Below are 19,136 nucleotides of genomic sequence, written 5' to 3' on the forward strand. Positions count from 1 at the left end.
TGCCAAAGCCGAAGTGTCACAATATGAATCACACAAAATGCCGATTCGGGAATCCCCGACATCAGATGTGTGCATGCTCTAGGGCCTTCGCCGGGACGACGAGAGATAACTCATCCCTCACACCGGCAGCGCGATCGAGTACTTCACCTGGCTCAGCGCAAAACTCGACTCGATCGACGCAATCCCATCCAGCCGCGTCAGCTTGTTTTTCAAAAACGCCTCATAGGACGACAGATCGGCGGCGACGACGCGCAGCAGGTAATCGCGATTGCCCGTCATCAGATAGCATTCCAGCACCTCGTCCCATTTCGAGATCGCCTTGGCAAACCGGTTGAGGTCCTCCTCTTTCTGTCGCGCGAGCTTGATCGAGATGAAGACGCTGACATGCAGGCCGAGCGATTTCTGGTCGACGGTGGCGATATAGCGGGTGATGACGCCGCGCTCTTCGAGCAATTTCACCCGGCGATGGCAGGGCGACACCGAGAGCCCGACCTTCTCGGAGAGCTCCTGCATGGTCATGCGGCTGTCGGATTGCAGCAGGCTGAGGATCTTGCGGTCGATGGCGTCGAGGGCGTGCATTGGAATGAACTCTGGATAATGGGGTTCGGATTGGTGTTTTATCCCAATTTGAGACGGTATGTCGCGGGAAATTGAGATTTCTGGGGAGGCCAGTCCCGGTAAAATTTGGCTAGAATCCTTACGGAGCAACGCCATGCCCATCGAGCCCGCACGCCTGGAACTGTTGTCCGCGCTGTCGCGAAAAGTGCTCTGGCTGTCGTCGTGGACCATCCACCACGCCAATCACATCAGGCCCAATGCCGACGGCCTGAAGGTCGGCGGCCATCAGGCCTCCTCGGCCTCGCTCGCCAACATCATGTCGGCGCTGTATTTCTCGGTGCTGCGGCCGCAGGACCGCGTCGCGGTGAAGCCGCATGCGAGCCCGGTGTTTCACGCCATCCAGTATCTGTTCGGGCATCAGACGCGCGAGAAGCTGGAAAATTTCCGCGGCTTCAAGGGCGCGCAATCCTATCCGTCGCGCACCAAGGATGCCGACGACGTCGATTTCTCGACGGGGTCAGTTGGGCTCGGCGTGGCGCAAACCCTGTTCTCCTCGCTGGTGCAGGATTACGTCAAGTCGCATGGCTGGATGAAAGATCGTCCCGAGGGGCGCATGATCGCGCTGGTCGGCGACGCCGAAATGGATGAGGGCAATATCTTCGAGGCGCTGCTCGAGGGCTGGAAGCACGGGCTGCGCAACACCTGGTGGGTCGTCGACTATAACCGCCAGAGCCTGGACGCCGTGGTGCGCGAAGGGCTCTGGGAAAAATTCGAATCGATGTTCCGCAATTTCGGCTGGGACGTCAGGATCGTGAAATACGGCACGCTGATGCAGGCTGCGTTCGCCGAACCCGGCGGCGAGGCGCTGCGGCGCTGGATCGATAATTGCCCGAACCAGATGTATGCCGCGCTGTGCTTCCAGGGCGGTGCCGCGTTCCGAAAACATCTGCAGGATGACATCGGCGATCAGGGACAGGTGACGCAACTGATCGACCGGCGCAGCGACGAGGAACTGCTGGCGCTGATGTCCAATCTCGGCGGACACGACATGACCAGTATGATCGATGCGTTCGAAGCGATCGACCATGATCGGCCGGTCTGCTTCATCGCCTACACCATCAAGGGCGTCGGGCTGCCGATGCAGGGCCACAAGGACAACCATGCGGGCCTGATGACGGTCGCGCAGATGGAAAAATGGCGTGCGGCGCAGAACATCCGTCCCGGTCATGAATGGGAAAAGTTCGAAGGGTTGTCCCAGGACCCGGCTGATCTCGAAGCGTTCCTCACCGAAGCGCCGTTCAACGCCGAGGGCCGCCGGCGCCTGACCGCGCCCGTGATCGACGTGCCCGAGCGGCTCGCCTTCAAGCCGGCGGCGCAGATGTCGACCCAGCAGGGCTTTGGCCTCGTGCTCAACGAACTGGCGCGCGGCGACACCGAACTGGCTTCGCGCATCGTCACCACGTCGCCTGACGTGACGGTGTCGACCAATCTCGGCGCCTGGGTCAACCGACGCGGGCTGTTTGCGAAGGCGGAAAACCACGATCTGTTCCGGCAGGAGAAAATTCCCTCGACCTTCAACTGGGATTTTTCGCCGAAGGGACAGCACCTCGAGCTCGGCATCGCCGAGATGAACCTGTTCATCATGCTTTCGGCGCTGGGTCTGTCGCATCAGATCAACGGCGAGCGGCTGCTGCCGATCGGCACGCTGTACGATCCCTTCATCCAGCGCGGCCTCGATGCGATGAATTACGCCTGCTACCAGGACGCGCGCTTCATGGTGGCGGCGACGCCGTCGGGCATTACGCTGGCGCCGGAGGGCGGCGCGCACCAGTCGATCGCAACACCCCTGATCGGCATCGCACAGGACGGCCTGGCCTCATTCGAGCCGGCCTTTGTCGATGAACTCTCCGTGATCATGGGCTGGGGGTTTCAGCACATGCAGCGCGAACCGGGTGAGGGTGGATCGGTCTATCTGCGGCTGTCGACCCGGACGATCGACCAGCCGCAGCGGATCATGACGCCGGACCTGCAGCGCGAGATCACCGACGGCGCCTATTGGCTGCGCAAGCCGGGTGCGAATTGCGACGTCGTGATCGCCTACACCGGCGCGGTCGCGCCCGAGGCGATCGAGGCGGTCGGCTTCATCGGGGAGAGCCACCGGGATGTCGGACTATTGGCGGTGACGTCGGCGGACCGCCTGCATGCGGGCTGGACCGCCGCGCGAAAGCTGCGCCGCGACCGCCGCGGCGTGGCGCATCTCAGCCATATCGAGCAAATGCTGGCGCCGCTGCCGCGCGACTGCGGCATCGTCAGCGTGATCGACGGGCACCCGGCCGCACTCGGCTGGCTCGGCAGCGTGCGCGGCCACCGAGTGGAAGCGCTGGGCGTCGAGCAGTTCGGCCAGACCGGCACCATTGCCGACCTCTACCGCCACCACGGCATGGACGCCAATTCCATCATCGATGCGGCGGAAAGCCTCACCGTCGGGGCCCCGGTGCGGCACAGGAAGATGGCGGTGTAGTCGTCGCCCCGGCGAAGGCCGGGGCCCATACTCCGCGGCAGTCGTTGTGTTAAAGGGTGTCGGCCAAAGTGCCAAATGAGAGTTCACGGCGTATGGGCCCCGGCCTTCGCCGGGGCGACGGTTACCGTCTTGCCACCGCCACACCACTGACCTTATATCCGGTGCCCGCCGCAACGCGGCATCCCGCATATGGCGGGTTCAATTGCCGGGGTTTTCGTGCAAGGATGCCTGCCGAACGCCCCCGTTCCCTTAATCCTTCCGCCCTGTGAAATAACGAGGTTTCCGATGGTCAACCGTATGCAATTCTACATCGACGGCGCCTGGGTCGATCCCGCCGTCAAGAAGTCCACGCCCGTCGTCAATCCGGCGACCGAAGAGGCGATGTATGAGGTTGCGCTCGGCTCGAAGGCCGATCTCGACAAGGCCGTCGCGGCCGCCAAGCGCGCCTTCGTGACCTACTCGCAGACCAGCCGCGAGGAGCGTGTCGCGCTGCTGGAGAAGATCATCGAAATCTACAAGACCCGCATGAAGGATATCGGTGCTGCCGTATCCGACGAAATGGGCGCGCCGCTGCCGATGGCAGAGCGGCTGCAGGCCGGCGCCGGCCTCGGCCACATCGCTTCCACCCTGGAAGTGCTGAAGAACTATCATTTCGAGGAAAACATCGGCACCGCCACGGTGCTGCGTGAGCCCGTCGGCGTCATCGGCATGATCACACCGTGGAACTGGCCGCTGAACCAGATCGCCTGCAAGGTCGCGCCCGCGCTTGCCGCCGGCTGCACCATGATCCTGAAGCCGTCGGAATTCACGCCGACCTCGGCGCTGATCTTCGCCGAGATCCTCCATGAAGCCGGCGTGCCGAAGGGCGTATTCAACCTCGTCAACGGCCTCGGCCCGGAGGTTGGCGCCGCAATGAGCGAGCATCCGGATATCGACATGATCTCGTTCACCGGCTCGACCCGCGCCGGCGTCGATGTCGCCAAGCGCGCCGCGCCGACCGTGAAGCGTGTCAGCCAGGAGCTCGGCGGCAAGTCGCCGAACGTGATCCTCGAAGGCGCCGACCTCACCAAGGCCGTCACCGGCGGCGTCATGCACATGTTCAACAACTCCGGACAATCGTGCAACGCGCCGTCGCGGATGATCGTGCCGCTGTCGAAAATGAAGGAAGTCGCCGCTATCGCGAAGGCGGTCGCCGACAAGACCAAGGCCGGTGATCCCCGCGCCGACGGCACCACCATTGGCCCCGTGGTGTCCCGCATTCAGTGGGACAAGATCCAGGCGCTGATCAAGAAGGGCATCGACGAGGGCGCAACGCTCGTCGCCGGTGGTCCAGGTCTCCCCGAAGGCGTCAACAAGGGCTTCTACGTGCGCCCGACCATCTTCGCCGACGTCACCAACGACATGACCATCGCGCGCGAGGAAATCTTCGGGCCGGTGCTCACGATTCTCGGCGCCAAGGATGAAGCCGAAGCGGTCAAGATCGCCAACGACACGCCCTACGGTCTGGCCGGTTACGTCACCGGTGACACCGTCGAAAGCGCGCGCCGGGTCGGCAAGCAGATCCGCGCCGGCAACGTCAACCTGCAGGGCGTTCCGAACGAGCGGACCGCACCGTTCGGCGGCTACAAGCAGTCCGGCAACGGCCGCGAGTGGGGCAAGTACGGCCTGGAAGAATATCTCGAAGCGAAGGCGGTCGCCGGCTACAACGCCGCGTAAGCTGATGCGGCGCTGCTAACGCGGTCTATTCAAAACAATGCCGGCTGCCCCAAAGCAGCCGGCATTGTCGTTAGAGTGCATGGTCGAGGCTTGCATCAACGCGCGGCCGCAATGACGCGAAGAAAAAAACAAAAAAGGGAGATCGGATATGAGGAAACTGGCCATTGCGCTTGTCGCGCTGATTCCGTTGACTGGCGCAGCGCAGGCGCAGAGCCTCAAGGATCTGCTCGCGACGCTGCTCGTGAAATGGAACGAACCGACAGAGCCGTTCAAGATGATCGGCAACGTCTATTATGTCGGCACCAACGGCCTGTCATCCTATCTCATCGCCTCGCCGCAAGGTCACATCCTGGTCGATACGGTCATGCCGGAGGCGACCTCGCAGATCAAAGGCAACATCGAGAAGCTCGGCTTCAAGGTCACCGACATCAAATATCTGCTGAACACCCACGCCCATATCGATCACACAGGGGGTCTTGCCGAAATGAAGGCGGCGAGCGGCGCCCAGCTTGTCGCCGGTGAGGCCGACAAGCCGCTGCTCGAAGGCGGTTACTATCCGGGGGCGCGGGAGGAAACGGTGCTGAATTTCCCGCCGGTCAAGGTGGACCGCACCGTGCGCGAGGGCGACACGGTCACACTGGGCGATGTGAAGATCACCGCACGCGAAACGCCGGGCCATTCGCCGGGCTGCACCAGCTGGGAATTTTCGGTGAAGGACGGCGACGCGACGCGCTCGGTGCTGATCTTCTGCAGCGGCACCGTGGCGCTGAACCGCCTCGTGACCAACCCGACGTATCCCGGGATCGTCGCCGATTACCGCAAGACGTTCGCGCGGGCCAAGGACATAAAGGTGGATGTGCTGCTCGCGCCGCATCCGGAAATGTACAAGATGCAGGAGAAGCGCGCCAAACTCAGCGATGGCGCGCCCAATCCGTTCGTCAATCCCGGTGAATTCAACGCCTATGCCGCGACGCTGGAAAAGGCGTTCGAGGAGGGACTGGCCAAGCAGACCGCCGCTGCGCAGGAAAAGAAGGGTTGAATCCGGCGCGGCGAGGGGATGGCGTAGACTATCCCCCGAGCGCGCCTTGCGTGTTCACATACAGCGCGTAGATCGACTGGCTCGCGGCCATGAACAGCCGGTTGCGCTTCAAGCCGCCGAAACAGAGATTGGCGCAGCGTTCGGGCAGGGCGATACGACCGATCATCACGCCGTCGGGCGCGAACACGACAACGCCGTCGAGTTCGGGATCGCCCATGCCCCAGCCGCACCACAGATTGCCGTCGGTGTCGGAACGCATGCCGTCGGGCGTGCCGGGGCCGGCATCGACGAACACGCGCTTGTCGGAAAGCGTGTCGCCGCCGGGCGAGACGTCGTAGGCGAGGATCTTGCGGGTCGGCACGCCCCGGGATTCGATAACGTAGAGAATCTTCTCATCCGGCGAAAAGCAAAGTCCGTTCGGTCCCAGAATGCCTTCGGCGACGATGGTGGCCTTTCCGCTTCCGCCATCGATCCGGTAGACATTCATGTCGAGTTCGGGCTCGGCCTTGTAGCCCTCGTAATTGCCGAGCAGGCCGAAGATCGGATCGGTGAACCAGATCGAGCCGTCCGATTTCACCACGACGTCGTTCGGCGAATTCAGCCGCTTGCCGCCAAAGGAATCGATCAGCACCGTGATCGATCCGTCATATTCGGTTCTGACGACACGGCGGCCGCCATGCTCGCAGCTGATCAGGCGGCCCTGGCGGTCGCGGGTGTGGCCGTTGGCGAAATTCGACGGCTTGCGGTAGTGGCTGACCGCGCCGGTCTCCTCTTCCCATTTGATGATGCGGTTGTTGGGAATGTCACTGCACAACAGATAGCGCCCGTCGCCAAACCACACCGGTCCCTCGGCCCAGCGCATGCCGGTTGCCAGACGTTCCACCGCCGAAAGCTTGAGCCAGTATTTCTCAAACCTCGGATCGAGCGCGTGGATCGCCGGATCGGGATAATAGCTCGCCGGCTGCCAGCCGGCGCGGGGTGTTGCCTCGGACATTTGTTGTTCTCGTTGCTGTTGCGTTTCCTCGCAGAATGTTTTGCTATCATTGTCGGCCAGCGACCGCAAATCGCTCGTAAGAAAGAGGAAAGAAATGCCACGCATATTGATGACCGGCGCTGCCGGTGGAATCGGCACCAGCCTGCGCAAACTGTTGCCGCCGATTTATCCGGATCTGCTGCTGAGCGACCTGACAACGCCCGCGGATCTCGGTGCCAATGAGAAATTCAAGGCGGCCGATCTTGCCGATCCCACACAGGTCGAGGCGATCTGCGAGGGCGTCGACGGCATCCTGCATTTCGGCGGCTATTCGGTCGAAGGCCCGTGGGAACAGATCCTGCAATCCAACATTATCGGCTGCTACAATCTGTTCGAGGCGGCGCGCAAGAAGGGCGTCAAGCGCGTGGTGTTCGCTTCATCCAATCACGCGGTCGGCTTCTACCCCCGCCACCACCGGATCGGCACCGACGTCACCGCGCGTCCCGACAGCCGTTACGGCGTCAGCAAGGTTTTTGGAGAAGCGGTTGGCTCGCTCTATGCCGACAAGCATGGGCTTGGGGTGACCTGCCTGCGCATCGGCAATTTCGGCGAAAAGCCGCTGGATCACCGCCGGCTCGCGATCTGGCTGAAGCCGGAGGATCTGGTGCAGCTTTGCCGGATCGGGCTCGATCACCCCGACATTCATTTCGAGATCTTCTACGGCGCGTCCTACAACGAGCGCGCGTGGTGGGATAATCATCGCGCCTACGAGCTCGGCTATCGCCCGACCGGCCGCGGCGAAGACCATCGCGAGCATGCGATGACCGAGCAGGCCAAGCTTAAGCCCGATCTGGTCAGCGATTTCTACCAGGGCGGCACGTTCTGCGGCATGGAGTTCGATGGCGACAAAAGCAGGATCGTGGATTGGAAATAGCCTCGATGGTCATTCCGGGATGGTCCGAAGGACCAGACCCGGAATCTCGAGATTCCGGGGTCGCGCTTCGCGCGCCCCGGAATGACGGCCGTTAGTTTTCGCCCTCATCCCCCGCGATGCGGTCGAGATAATCCGACTTGCTGAACTGCATGTGATCGACGCAGAGCTGCGCCAGCGCCCAGTTGTCGCGGCCTTTCAGCAGTTCGATCATGAATTCGTGCTGGCGCCGTGACAGCGCCAGCCCCTCTCTGTCGGCCAGATTCTTGGCACGCATCGGCAGCGTCAGGTTCATGTAGTCCTGCAGCGAGCGCACCAGATAGGGATTGCCGCAGGCGGAAAACAGCGCGACGTGAAAGGCGTCGTTGGCTTCGTGAATGCCGCGCAGGTCCTGGGCGTCGGCCCTGGCGCAATATTGCCGCTGCAACTCGCTCAGCTGCTCGATCAGGCTTGCGGGTGCGGGCAGCGTGATCATCAATGCTGCCTGCCGCGTCAGCATTTCCCGGACCTCGTAGATCTGCCGCACTTCCTCGGCCGAATAGAACCGCACGGTCGCGCCGATATTCTTCTCGCGCAGCACGATGCCCTGGCGCTCGAGCTGAAACAGGCCCTGGCGCACGAAATGCCGGCTGGCGCGGTAGCGCGTCATCAGCGTGTCTTCGACCAGCCGCGAACCCGGCGCGAAGCGGCCGAAGATGATGTCCTCTTCCAGCCGACGGATCACTTCCGCCTGCTCTTCCTCTCGCGTCAGCGCGGAAATTTCGGTCAATGCTTCCTGTGGCTTCATTGCAAAGCCTCCCAGCCTGACAGCCGATAGCAATCCTCGACCAGCCGCAACGTCTCGAGATTATCCTGCGGCGCGGTCTCGAACGGCGTGTTGTCACGTAATGATTGTACGAAGTGCGCAATCGTCCGGTTGTAAGACCCCTGATATTCGGTGGCGAGATCGTAGACCCTTTCTTGGGGCGAAGCACCCGAGCAGATGAGCTGCGGCCCGTCGAGCTTGATGGCGCCCTTGTCGCCGAGAATTTCCAGCCGGTCGATCTGGGTGGCCGGATGCCCGTGCGCGGCAAAGCTCGCAAACACCGTGACGCCGGCGCCGTTGCCAGCCTGGAGCTGGATCACCGCGCCGTCTTCGCCGACGAGTTGCTCGCTCGAGCGCGAAAGCGCAGCCGCCGTCACGCGCAGCGGCCCGAGCAGCATCCGCAACGTGTCGAGGTGATGGATCAGGACTTCCGCGACCAGCATGCGCTTTTCGCGGCGCATGAAGGGTTGCCGCTCAAGCGCCGGGCACAGCCCGTCCGGTCCCGGCAGTACGCCCGACGTCAGCAGCGTGAGCTGCGCCTGCTTGACGTTGCCGATGCGGCCCTCGCGCAGCCAGGCCGCGGCGTCGCGATAATATCCGCGAAAGCGCCAGTTCTCGTGCACCATCAGCCGCGTCAGGTCGCGGACCTCGGCAGCGAGGTCGGTCGCTTGCTGCAGGTTCGGCGCCAGCGGCTTCTGGCACAGCACCGGCAGGTGCTTGGCTGCCGCGAGCCGGACCAGCGGCGCGTGCATCTCGCGTGGCGCCGCGATGTCGATGGCGTCAACATCGGTCTCCGCCAGCATCGCTTCGGCGCTGGCGTAGATCTTGGGTATCTCGAATTCGGTTGCACGGCGTGCGGCGTTGTCGGCCGAGGGGTCGGCGACCGCCACAACGCGCGCCTGATCTGCTATACCGGCCCAAGCGATCAGATGGTGGCGGCTCACCATGCCGGCGCCGATAAGGCCAATGCGGAACGGCTTGTTCATGGATGCTCGCTTCCGATCATCGCTGGAAGTCAGCACGCATGGATATTATTGTCAATAATAGCGCATGATTGGTGGCGAATAGCGCAGCTTTCGGCGCCGAATATCAAATATTGACAATAATAACGCGGACTCCTTTAGTGCGAGCCTGCAGCGATAGGGAAGAACAAGATGGCTGATGATGGACTTCGCAAGGGACTGGCAAGTTATGGCGATGCTGGCTTCTCGCTGTTCCTGCGCAAGGCCTTCATCAAGGCGATGGGGTATTCCGACGATGCGCTCAACCGCCCGATCGTCGGCATCACCAACACCTACAGCGACTACAATCCCTGCCACGGCAACGTGCCGCAGATCATCGAGGCGGTGAAGCGCGGCGTGATGCTGACCGGCGCGATGCCGATGGTGTTCCCGACCATCTCGATCGCCGAAAGTTTTTCGCATCCGACCTCGATGTATCTCCGCAACCTGATGGCGATGGATACCGAGGAGATGATCCGCGCCCAGCCGATGGACGCCATTGTCGTGATCGGCGGTTGCGACAAGACCCTGCCGGCGCAAATCATGGCCGCGGTCAGTGCGGATCTGCCGACCGTCGTCATTCCCGTGGGACCCATGGTGGTCGGGCATCACAAGGGCGAAGTGCTGGGCGCCTGCACGGATTGCCGGCGGCTGTGGGGAAAATACCGCGCCGGTGAAATCGACGATGTCGAGATCGAAGCCGTCAACGGCCGCCTCGCGCCATCGGTTGGCACCTGCATGGTGATGGGCACGGCGTCCACAATGGCGTGCATCACCGAAGCGCTGGGCCTGTCGCTGCCGATGAGCGCGACGATTCCGGCGCCGCACGCCGAACGCTTCCGTTCCGCGGAAGCGAGCGGCAAGGTCGCCGCCGCGTTGGCCAAGGCAAAGGGGCCGCGTCCGAGCGAGTTTCTGACCGCGTCGTCGTTCCGGAATGCGCAAGTGGTGCTGCAGGCGATCGGTGGCTCGACCAATGGCCTCATCCATCTGACCGCGATCGCCAACCGCACCAAGCATCGGATCGATCTCGAAGGCTTCGACAAGCTCGGCCGCGAAGTGCCTGTCCTGATCGACCTGAAGCCGTCGGGTGAGCATTACATGGAGCACTTCCATCATGCCGGCGGCCTGCCGAAGCTGATGGCGCAGCTCGGCGACCTCATCGATCTCGATGCCAAAACCATTACCGGCGCGACGCTGCGCGATGTCGTGGCCAACGCCGAGGAAGTGCCGGGGCAGGACGCGATCCGTCCCCGCAGCCATCCGATCAAGCCGGAAGGCGCGATGGCGGTGTTGCACGGCAACCTTGCGCCGCGCGGCGCCGTAATCAAGCATTCGGCGGCGAGCCCCAAGCTCTTGCAACATACCGGCCGTGCGGTCGTGTTCGAGTCCGTTGAAGACATGACGCTGCGGGTCGACGATCCCGCGCTCGACGTCAACGCCGACGACGTGCTGGTGCTGCGCAATGCCGGACCGAAGGGCGCACCGGGCATGCCGGAAGCGGGCTATCTGCCGATTCCAAAGAAGCTCGGCCGTGCGGGCGTCAAGGACATGGTCCGGATTTCCGACGCGCGCATGAGCGGGACGGCGTTCGGCACCATCGTGCTGCACATCACGCCGGAATCCGCCGTCGGCGGTCCGCTGGCGCTGGTGAGGAACGGCGACATGATCCGGCTCGACGTCGCCAAACGAAGCATCGATCTCTTGGTCGACGATGCCGAGCTCGAAAAACGCCGCGCCGCGCTGGCGCCGCCGACGACGCCCGATTGGGCCAGGCGCGGCTACGCGCATCTGTTCAACGAGACCATCCTGCAGGCCGACGAAGGCTGCGATTTCGATTTCATGCGCGGCGAGGGCAAGGGCTAGGATTCGTTCGGCGCCTCTACTTCCCCTTGCTGGTGAACTTCTTCACCGCAACACGGAAATCGTCGGTGTGCATCGCGTCGATGATCTTCTCTTCCTCGGCATCGAGCTGCTGCCTGACCGGCGTCACCGCGGCCTGGTAGACCAGTGATTTGGTGCCGCTGATCGCCGCCGGCGGGTTCTGCGCCAATCGCTCGGCGAATTTTTGCGTCGCCGCCTTCAGCTCGGCCGCGGGAACCACCCGGGCGACCAAGCCCCAATCGTAGGCCTGCTGCGCCGAAAAACTGTCTTCGGCGAGGAATAGCTGCAGCGCGCGGCGGGTGCCGACGGTGCCGACCATGCCGACGGTGCTCCCGCCGTCCGGCGACACGCCGATCTTGGCGTAAGCCGGCGTGAAGCGGGCGTCTTCAGCGGCGATGCAAAGATCAGTCACGAAGGCGAGGCCCATGCCCGCCCCGGCCGCCGAGCCGTGAACGCTCGACAGCACGATCTTCGGCATCCGCCGGATGGTTTCGATGAAGGCGTGATAGTGCTTCAAGAGTTCGCCGACCACCGGCGCAATGGTGTCGGCGGCTGCCGCAGCACCGATGGTCTGCAGATCGCCGCCGGCACTGAAGGCGCGGCCTTCGCCCTGGATCACCAACACCCTGATGGCGTTATTGGCCTCGACCTCGGCGCCGAGCTGCTCCAATTTTTGGGCGATCGACAGGTTGATGGAGTTGAACGCCGCGGGGCGGTTGAGGGTGATGGTCGCGATCGGACCTTCGATCGTGAGCCGTGCCGGCTCGTCGGAAGAGGGAGTGGTATGATCTTGCGTCGACATCGAAATTACCTCCGATCGGACGGTTGCCTTGCATTTAAATAACAGAAGGCCGGGGGTGACAATCCCGGGCCGGATTGGTGGGCGTGGGCCTGAGGCTGTTCCAGCTGAGGGACGCCCTTGCGCGATCCGAAAGCTTTGGGCTTAATGGGGGTGCCCACCGTTCGGGACGCGGACACGAGCGCCGCTCTCACGAGGCGAAAGCCAACATCAGCAGTGAGAGGAGACGACATGGGTAATTCCTGTGCGCCTGCAATTGGGTTGTCCCGATGACGCAAGGACCGGTTTTGCAAGGACCTGTCGTGCAAGGGCCTGTGGTCATCGTTGGCGCCGGCCATGCCGGCTTTCAGGTTGCGGCCTCGCTGCGCCAGCACGGCTTTGCCGAGCGTATCGCGCTTCTGAACGATGAAGGCCATCTGCCATACCAGCGGCCGCCTTTGTCCAAGGCCTATCTGAAGGGAACCAGCGGGCCTGACAGCCTGATGTTCCGGCCGGGAAAATTCTTCTCCGACCAGAAGATCGACCTGATTTCCGACCGTGCGGTGTCGATCGACCGCAGGGCGCATAAACTGTTGCTCGGCTCCGGTTCCTTCCTCGACTACGGCCATCTGGTGCTGGCGACCGGCGCGCGCAATCGCCTGCTCGACATCCCCAACGCCAATCTGGAGGGCGTGCGCTATTTGCGCACCCTCGACGAAAGCGAGGCGTTGCGGCACCGGATCGGATCCGGCCAGCGCGTCGTCGTGATCGGCGCCGGCTTCATCGGACTGGAATTCGCCGCGACCGCCCGGGGCAAGGGCCTGGAAGTCGACGTGGTCGAACTCGGCACCCGCGTGATGGCGCGCGCGGTGACCGCGGAAATCTCCGAATTCTTCCAGTCGAGCCACACCGCGGCCGGCATTCGCATTCATCTCGGCGTGCAGGTCACGAGCATCGAGAGCCACGGCAGCAACGTCACCGGCGTCAGCCTCAGCGATGGCCGGCATATGCCTGCCGATCTCGTGGTGGTCGGGGTCGGTGTCCTGCCCAATGTCGAATTGGCGGCCGCAGCCGGCCTGCCGGTGGCCGCCGGCATCGTCGTCGACGAACATTTGCTGACGGCCGATCCTGACATCTCGGCGGTCGGCGATTGCGCGCTCTATGCCAGCCCGCGCTTTGGCGGGTCGCTGAGACTCGAATCCGTGCAGAACGCCACCGACCACGCGCGCTGTGTCGCGGCGCGGCTGACCGGCGATGCCAAAGTCTATGACGGGCTGCCGTGGTTCTGGAGCGATCAGGGTCCCCACAAGCTTCAGATCGCGGGCCTGACGACGGGCTATGACCAGGTGGTGGTGCGCGGCGATCGCGGGCAGGGGGCGTTCTCCGCCTTCTGCTACAAGTCCGGGCAACTCGTCGGGATCGAATCCGTCAACCGCGCCGGGGATCACATGTTCGGACGGCGCCTGCTGGCGGCCAACGGCTCGATCGGGCCGGAGCAGGCAGCTGATAGCAGCTTCGATCTGAAGAGCGCGCTGACTTAAGTCGGAGTGACTTTGCCACCGGTCCACTTGCATCGGCGGACCATTTCGGCAACGCTGCTGCAGGCCCGCCAGAGGCTTCGGTGAGTCAATCGGGGAGGGTAGCATGTCCGCCTGGACACGCTGTCTGATGCTATGCAGTGCCATCATCCTAGCCATGGTCATGGCCAGCCCGACCTCGGCCCAGACCAAGCTGCGATGGGCGCATGTCTACGAGATCACCGAGCCTTATCACACCGAAGCGCTGTGGGCGGCGAGCGAGATCAGGAAACGCAGCGGCGGCAAATTCGATATCGAGGTGTTTCCGGCTTCCCGGCTCGGCAACGAGAACCAGCTCAATGAGGGACTTGGGCTCGGCACTGTCGATATCGTCTATGTCGGCACCAACTTCGTCGCGGCAACCTACAAACCGCTCGGCATCACCGGCGCGCCGTTCATGCTGCGTGATTTCGACCACTGGAAGGCCTATCGCGCCAGCAAGCTGTTTGCCGACCTTGCGAAGGACTATGAAGACAAGACCCGGCACAAGATCGTCGCGCTGACCTATTACGGGCAGCGTCATGTCACCGCCAACAAGCCGATCAGCAAGCCCGAGGACATGAAGGGCATGAAGCTGCGCGTGCCGCCGGCGCCGCTGGTCCTGATGTTCACCAGATCCGTCGGCGCCAACGCAACGCCGATCGCATTCTCCGACGTTTACAATGCGCTCCGGCAAGGGCTGGTCGACGGTCAGGAGAATCCGCTGCCCACGATCATGGCCAAGAAATTCTACGAGGTGCAGAGCCACATCGTGCTGACGGGCCACATCACGGAATCGATGGTGACAGTTATCGGCAGTCACGTCTGGAACAAGCTGACGCCGGACGACCGCAAGCTGTTTGCCGATACGATGCAGGAAGCCGCCGCGAAAGCGACGGAGGCGATCGAGGCTTCCGAACGGGTTCTGGCGACACAGCTCAAGAAGCTCGGCATGACCGTGGTCGAGCCGGATCGCGCGGCATTCCGGAACGCAGCGGTTCCGCTGCACAATGATGCCGCGGCCGGCGCCGGATGGACGCGGGCGCAATACGACGAATTGCAGTCGCTGAAGTAAGGGCTGCGTTTCGATGGCCCCGACGCGAACGTAACGGAGATGGCTCAGATGATCGCCGCCACTTCCGCGGCCGTCGGCATCGAGGGCGCTGCGCCCATCCGTTGCACACAGATCGATGCCGCGGCATTGGCATAAGCGAGGGCGTCGCGGATGGCTTTTCCATCCGCCAACTGCGCTGCGAGCGCGCCGACAAGGCAATCGCCGGCGCCGGTGGTGTCCACCGCCTTCACCTTGCGGCCGGGGATGACCGACGGCTGACCATCGATCATCGCAAGCACGCCGCGGCTGCCTAGTGTCACGCAGACGATCTGATCACGGTTTGACGGCAGCAACCGGACCGCTTCGATGAAGCTGTTGTCATCGTCGGTATCGCGAAGCTCGGTGCCGGCGAGCAGACCGAGCTCGGTCTCGTTGAGAACGAGGATGTCGACGAGATCGAGCAGTTCGCGTCCGAAGCGGGTCGCGGGCGCGGGGTTGAGGATCGTGGTCGCACCGGCAGCGCGGGCGCGATTGAAGAACGCCATGATCGTGGGCAGCGGGATTTCGAACTGGCTGACCGCAATGTCGCCTTTGGCGAGGATCGGCGTGCCGACATCCTCGGCACTCACTAGCGCATTGGCGCCGGGCACGACGACGATGGTGTTGTCGGCATTGGCAATCGTGATGAGCGCCGTTCCGGTATGGGCCCCGGCGGTGTCCTTGACGAAGGCGAGATCGACGCCTTGTGCGGCGAGAAATGTTCGCAATTGCTGCCCGAAGGCATCCGTTCCCAGCCGGCCGATCAGCGTGGTTGATACCCCGAGCTTGGCGGCCGCCACAGCCTGGTTGGCGCCCTTGCCGCCGGGGAAATACAATACTGCTTTGCCGGCGACGGTCTCGCCGACAAGCGGATGCCGGTCGGCGGTCGCCACCACATCCATGTTGATGCTGCCGCCGACGAAGACGCGTCCCATTTTCATCCCCACACCACGCGGTCAGGCCCCGACCGCGAACTCCTGCTTGACGGCGTCGATATCGGGGAGTGTCGGCAATCCGGCCTCGTTGCCGAGTCGCTGGATCTTGAAGGTCGAGGCGGCGCGCGCAAATTCGAAATGATCATGCCAGCCTTTGGCGGGGTTGCTCAGATAGGAATAGACGTAGGCGCCGTGGAAGACGTCGCCGGCGCCGTTGGTGTCGATCACACGCTCACGCGGGATCGGCAGCGCGGGCAGGCTGCGGACCGATCCCGTCTCGTCGTACCACAGCAAGCCCTTTTCGCCGAGCGTGACGCCGCCGACCCGGCAGCCGCGGCTCTTGAGATAATCCAGCATCGCTTCCGGGGTCTTGTCCATTTGCTCGCAGAGACGCTCGGCGACGATGGCGACGTCGATGAATTCCAGCAGCTCATGGGTATTGGTGCGCAGGCCGCCGCCGTCGAGCGAGGTCAGGATGCCGGCCTCGCGGCACAATTTGGCGTAGTGGATGGCAGCGTCGGGCTGATGGCCGTCGATGTGCAGCGCGCGGCATCCCCTGAGATTGAGGATCGGAAACGGATGGATATGCTCGTCGTCGCGGCAACGCACGATGGCGCGCTTGCCGTCCTTGGGCATGATAAAGGACAGCGAGGAGGCGTTGACCTTGCGCGGATGGATCGAGATCCCGTACTTCGCGCTCATGTCCTGAAACATGCGGCCGAGCCAGTCGTTGGCGACGGTCGCGATCAGGTCCGGCACGATTCCGAGCTTGGCGCAGCAGAACGCCGCCGTGACGGCGTTGCCGCCAAACGACACGGCGTAGGCCGAAGCTACGTGTTTCTCGTCGCCGGTCGGCATGTGGTCGGTGATGAAGGTAACGTCGATATAGGTCTGTCCGATGAAGAGGGCCTGCATTCGTTTTCCGTCATTGTACTTCAGAGTGTTGGGCTGAAGGGTGGTCCGGTCCGGCGCGCTACATTAACACCGCTTGTCGGACGCATTCGCTGAAATTATTCGCAACCGTGCCGTCTTTGCGGCTTGAGAAGGGCATGTCAGGGGACTAGGACCGTCCTTGAGGGATCGTCAGTATGCCGGCCATAACGGCTGACGGCTGCCCGGGGTTCCGGACGGTGCGACAAAAGGGGAGGGCTTTTCCCGTGATTACAGGCCTTGATCATGTGGTCGTCCTCACCGGCGATATATCGGCGGCCGAAGCGGCCTATCAGTCGCTGTTTGGACGGAGCCCGGCCTGGCGCAACAGCGGCGACGGCGCCGAGCGCGTGTTGTTCACGCTCGATAACGTGACGCTGGAATTGATGGCGCCTGATGGCGACGGTGAGGCTGCGTCGCGAATTCGCGCCGTGCTGGCGGCGCAGGGGGAGGGGCTGGCGAGCCTTTGTTTCCGCACCAACGACATCGCGAAACTGCACCGCAGGCTCGACCGGCTGACCCTGAAGCCGGAGCCGGTCGCCGAGGTCGAAAGCCGCGACGCGGTCACGGAGGCAACCTTGTCGTGGAAGCGCACCCGCGCCGCGTCCGATGCGACGCGTGGCATCCGCATGTTCTTTCTTGAGCTCGCAAAGGAGCGTCCGCTGTCGGTGCGAACCGGGCCGGCATCGATCACCGCGATGGACCATGTCGTGGTCTCGACGCCGGATCCCGAGCGGGCCGCCGCGCTGTATGGCGCGCGGCTCGGGCTCGACATGGCGCTCGACCGTTCGCATCCGGATTGGGGCCGGCTGATGTTCTTCCGCTGCGGCGATCTCATCGTCGAGATCACGCACCGGCCGGGCAAGCCGGCAGCTGGCACGCAGGAGCAACACGACCGTCTGCGCGGGTTGTGCTGGCGCGTCGCCGACATCGACGCCACCCATGCGCGGCTGACGGCTGCCGGTGTCGACGTCTCCGAAGTCCGCACCGGCCGCAAGCCGGGGACGCGGGTAATGACCGTGCGCAACGGCACCTGCGGCGTGCCGACGCTGCTGGTACAGCCGGCGGCGGCCAAGGCATGATCTACCCTCTCCCCTTGTGGGAGAGGGTGGCGCCGAACGAAGTTCGGCGACGGGTGAGGGGTTCTCTCCACAAGCACAGAATCTCGTTTGTGGAGAGAACCCCTCATCCGGCGCTTCGCGCCACCTTCTCCCACAAGGGGAGAAGGGAAGGTGGGCATCCGCCACGTTCTCAAACCTAGTCATGCATGCTACAGCTTATCCATGTGTTCATCGAGCGATTGAATTGGCCAAGGCAAAACGTGTTCTGAAATGGCAGCGCGACCCCGAGGGCATGCGGATCCGCATTCTCGAGGCCGCCAAGCAGGAATTTGCCGCCCACGGTCTTGCCGGTGCGCGCGTCGACCGGATCGCGGCCAATGCCGGCGCCAACAAGCGCATGCTGTATTATCACATCGGCAACAAGGAGGACCTCTACCTCGAGGTGCTCGAAGGCGCCTATGAGCAGATCCGCGCCGAGGAGCGCGGCCTCGATCTCGAACATCTCGACCCGCCGGAAGCCATCGAGCGGCTGATCGATTTCACCTGGAACTACTTCATCCGCAATCCGGAGTTTTTGGCACTCCTCAACACCGAGAACCTTGCCAAAGCGCGCCACCTCAAGCGCTCGACCAAGGTCAAATCGATGCACTCGCCGTTCGTCGAGATGATCCGCACCGTGGTCAATCGCGGCGTCGAAAGCGGCGACTTCCGCGTCGCAGTCGACCCGGTCCAGCTCTATATCTCGATCGCCGGTCTCTGCTTTTTCTATCTGTCGAACAGCGCGACGCTCAGCGTGATCTTCGGCCGCGACCTCCTGAAGAAGGAGGCGCGCGACGAGCGCCTCGCGCACATGGTGTCATTGGTGCTGGCGGCCCTGACGGGGAAATCGACTGCCGATTTCGGCAAGGTCAAGCCGGCGGGGGTGCGGACGGCGGCTCATCAGCCGGTGTGAGCTTTTTGTCGTCCCGGCGAACGCCTGGCGAACGCCGGGACCCATACTCCGCGGCTGTTATTGTAACGGAAGGTATCTAACGTCAGCGCTCTCACCGATGGGCCGCGGCGTATGGGTCCCCCGATGCGCAATTGCGCATCTGAGTTCAAGCCCGGGACGACGGCTGTGTTTGTTGTTGGCACTATCATCCAAAACGCACTTTCGCGTTCTCGCGACGCCTTGCGCCCGAGCTTTGCCAGAAACTTCCCGCCCTTTCATAGAGAGGGCGCAGGGAAGACCGGGTGCGCGCTGCACCCGCGGTCCCGTGTGCGGTTAGCACAAGAAATGCGGCACACGAGCATACAGGGCAGCGGAGAACACCCGGCCTTCCCTGCGCAATGGCTTTACGGCTTATGCCGTGATCTCC

General features: G+C 63.3%; 16 protein-coding genes. 9 read left to right on the forward strand and 7 right to left on the reverse strand.

The features are described from left to right. Positions 1–117: 117 nt before the first annotated feature. Positions 118–579 carry an Lrp/AsnC family transcriptional regulator gene (locus JQ574_RS34350; RefSeq protein WP_192734786.1) on the reverse strand — a complete coding sequence of 154 codons (462 nt, stop codon included), beginning with the start codon at positions 577–579 and terminating at the stop codon, positions 118–120. A 133-nt stretch (positions 580–712) separates the two neighbouring features. On the opposite strand from JQ574_RS34350, the gene JQ574_RS34355 reads away from it, so the two are divergent. From JQ574_RS34355 to bla, 3 genes are all read left to right on the forward strand, one after another. Beyond that, a complete protein-coding gene (locus tag JQ574_RS34355; RefSeq protein ID WP_212215128.1) occupies positions 713–3,079 on the forward strand; it encodes a transketolase in 2,367 nt (788 codons plus the stop codon). Positions 3,080–3,364: 285 nt separating this feature from the next. Further along, entirely contained in the window at positions 3,365–4,795 is a 1,431-nt protein-coding gene (locus JQ574_RS34360; protein ID WP_212215130.1) for an aldehyde dehydrogenase family protein, read from the forward strand. A 148-nt stretch (positions 4,796–4,943) separates the two neighbouring features. Next, positions 4,944–5,834 (forward strand): subclass B3 metallo-beta-lactamase, encoded by an 891-nt coding sequence (gene bla / locus JQ574_RS34365; protein WP_212215132.1) that lies wholly within the window; start codon positions 4,944–4,946, stop codon positions 5,832–5,834. Positions 5,835–5,862: 28 nt separating this feature from the next. On the opposite strand, the gene JQ574_RS34370 is transcribed toward bla, so the two are convergent. Further along, entirely contained in the window at positions 5,863–6,828 is a 966-nt protein-coding gene (locus JQ574_RS34370) for an SMP-30/gluconolactonase/LRE family protein (RefSeq protein ID WP_212215134.1), read from the reverse strand. Positions 6,829–6,922: 94 nt separating this feature from the next. Here JQ574_RS34370 and JQ574_RS34375 point away from each other — a divergent pair, with 94 nt between their 5' ends. Next, positions 6,923–7,741: an NAD(P)-dependent oxidoreductase gene (locus JQ574_RS34375; protein WP_212215136.1), complete on the forward strand. Its 819-nt coding sequence runs from the start codon at positions 6,923–6,925 to the stop codon at positions 7,739–7,741. A 91-nt stretch (positions 7,742–7,832) separates the two neighbouring features. Here the strand turns inward: JQ574_RS34375 and JQ574_RS34380 are convergent, their stop codons facing one another. Continuing rightward, entirely contained in the window at positions 7,833–8,525 is a 693-nt protein-coding gene (locus JQ574_RS34380) for a GntR family transcriptional regulator (protein WP_212215138.1), read from the reverse strand. Further along, on the reverse strand, positions 8,522–9,529 hold the full coding sequence (locus JQ574_RS34385) for a Gfo/Idh/MocA family protein (protein ID WP_212215140.1): 1,008 nt from the start codon (positions 9,527–9,529) through the stop codon (positions 8,522–8,524). Before JQ574_RS34385 ends, JQ574_RS34380 begins: the two co-directional genes overlap by 4 nt. 168 nt (positions 9,530–9,697) lie before the next feature. On the opposite strand from JQ574_RS34385, the gene JQ574_RS34390 reads away from it, so the two are divergent. Then, positions 9,698–11,407, forward strand: coding sequence for an IlvD/Edd family dehydratase (locus JQ574_RS34390; RefSeq protein WP_212215142.1), 1,710 nt, complete (start codon positions 9,698–9,700; stop codon positions 11,405–11,407). Positions 11,408–11,423: 16 nt separating this feature from the next. Here the strand turns inward: JQ574_RS34390 and JQ574_RS34395 are convergent, their stop codons facing one another. Continuing rightward, on the reverse strand, positions 11,424–12,227 hold the full coding sequence (locus tag JQ574_RS34395) for an enoyl-CoA hydratase/isomerase family protein (protein WP_212215144.1): 804 nt from the start codon (positions 12,225–12,227) through the stop codon (positions 11,424–11,426). 266 nt (positions 12,228–12,493) lie between these two features. Here JQ574_RS34395 and JQ574_RS34400 point away from each other — a divergent pair, with 266 nt between their 5' ends. Further along, entirely contained in the window at positions 12,494–13,744 is a 1,251-nt protein-coding gene (locus JQ574_RS34400) for an NAD(P)/FAD-dependent oxidoreductase (protein ID WP_212215145.1), read from the forward strand. A gap of 103 nt (positions 13,745–13,847) precedes the next feature. Continuing rightward, complete coding sequence (locus JQ574_RS34405; protein ID WP_249119795.1) at positions 13,848–14,834, forward strand: sialic acid TRAP transporter substrate-binding protein SiaP; 987 nt, start codon at positions 13,848–13,850, stop codon at positions 14,832–14,834. Between the two features lie 44 nt (positions 14,835–14,878). Here JQ574_RS34405 and JQ574_RS34410 read toward each other — a convergent pair whose 3' ends face one another. Together JQ574_RS34410 and JQ574_RS34415 are read right to left on the reverse strand one after the other, a co-directional pair. Beyond that, positions 14,879–15,787 (reverse strand): ribokinase, encoded by a 909-nt coding sequence (locus tag JQ574_RS34410; protein WP_212215147.1) that lies wholly within the window; start codon positions 15,785–15,787, stop codon positions 14,879–14,881. A gap of 21 nt (positions 15,788–15,808) precedes the next feature. Continuing rightward, entirely contained in the window at positions 15,809–16,702 is an 894-nt protein-coding gene (locus tag JQ574_RS34415; protein WP_212215149.1) for a sugar kinase, read from the reverse strand. A 242-nt stretch (positions 16,703–16,944) separates the two neighbouring features. On the opposite strand from JQ574_RS34415, the gene JQ574_RS34420 reads away from it, so the two are divergent. Then, positions 16,945–17,799 carry a VOC family protein gene (locus JQ574_RS34420; protein WP_212215150.1) on the forward strand — a complete coding sequence of 285 codons (855 nt, stop codon included), beginning with the start codon at positions 16,945–16,947 and terminating at the stop codon, positions 17,797–17,799. A 223-nt stretch (positions 17,800–18,022) separates the two neighbouring features. Further along, on the forward strand, positions 18,023–18,730 hold the full coding sequence (locus JQ574_RS34425) for a TetR/AcrR family transcriptional regulator (protein WP_212215151.1): 708 nt from the start codon (positions 18,023–18,025) through the stop codon (positions 18,728–18,730). Positions 18,731–19,136 lie beyond the last annotated feature (406 nt).

This window comes from Bradyrhizobium sp. AUGA SZCCT0158 (assembly GCF_018130065.1).
Classification (GTDB): domain Bacteria; phylum Pseudomonadota; class Alphaproteobacteria; order Rhizobiales; family Xanthobacteraceae; genus Bradyrhizobium.

Coding starts and splice junctions, on each gene's coding strand:
- JQ574_RS34350 (WP_192734786.1), bottom strand. CDS start 579: ATGCACGCCCTCGACGCCATCGACCGCAAGATCCTCAGCCTGCTGCAA.
- JQ574_RS34355 (WP_212215128.1), top strand. CDS start 713: ATGCCCATCGAGCCCGCACGCCTGGAACTGTTGTCCGCGCTGTCGCGA.
- JQ574_RS34360 (WP_212215130.1), top strand. CDS start 3,365: ATGGTCAACCGTATGCAATTCTACATCGACGGCGCCTGGGTCGATCCC.
- bla (WP_212215132.1), top strand. CDS start 4,944: ATGAGGAAACTGGCCATTGCGCTTGTCGCGCTGATTCCGTTGACTGGC.
- JQ574_RS34370 (WP_212215134.1), bottom strand. CDS start 6,828: ATGTCCGAGGCAACACCCCGCGCCGGCTGGCAGCCGGCGAGCTATTAT.
- JQ574_RS34375 (WP_212215136.1), top strand. CDS start 6,923: ATGCCACGCATATTGATGACCGGCGCTGCCGGTGGAATCGGCACCAGC.
- JQ574_RS34380 (WP_212215138.1), bottom strand. CDS start 8,525: ATGAAGCCACAGGAAGCATTGACCGAAATTTCCGCGCTGACGCGAGAG.
- JQ574_RS34385 (WP_212215140.1), bottom strand. CDS start 9,529: ATGAACAAGCCGTTCCGCATTGGCCTTATCGGCGCCGGCATGGTGAGC.
- JQ574_RS34390 (WP_212215142.1), top strand. CDS start 9,698: ATGGCTGATGATGGACTTCGCAAGGGACTGGCAAGTTATGGCGATGCT.
- JQ574_RS34395 (WP_212215144.1), bottom strand. CDS start 12,227: ATGTCGACGCAAGATCATACCACTCCCTCTTCCGACGAGCCGGCACGG.
- JQ574_RS34400 (WP_212215145.1), top strand. CDS start 12,494: ATGACGCAAGGACCGGTTTTGCAAGGACCTGTCGTGCAAGGGCCTGTG.
- JQ574_RS34405 (WP_249119795.1), top strand. CDS start 13,848: ATGTCCGCCTGGACACGCTGTCTGATGCTATGCAGTGCCATCATCCTA.
- JQ574_RS34410 (WP_212215147.1), bottom strand. CDS start 15,787: ATGGGACGCGTCTTCGTCGGCGGCAGCATCAACATGGATGTGGTGGCG.
- JQ574_RS34415 (WP_212215149.1), bottom strand. CDS start 16,702: ATGCAGGCCCTCTTCATCGGACAGACCTATATCGACGTTACCTTCATC.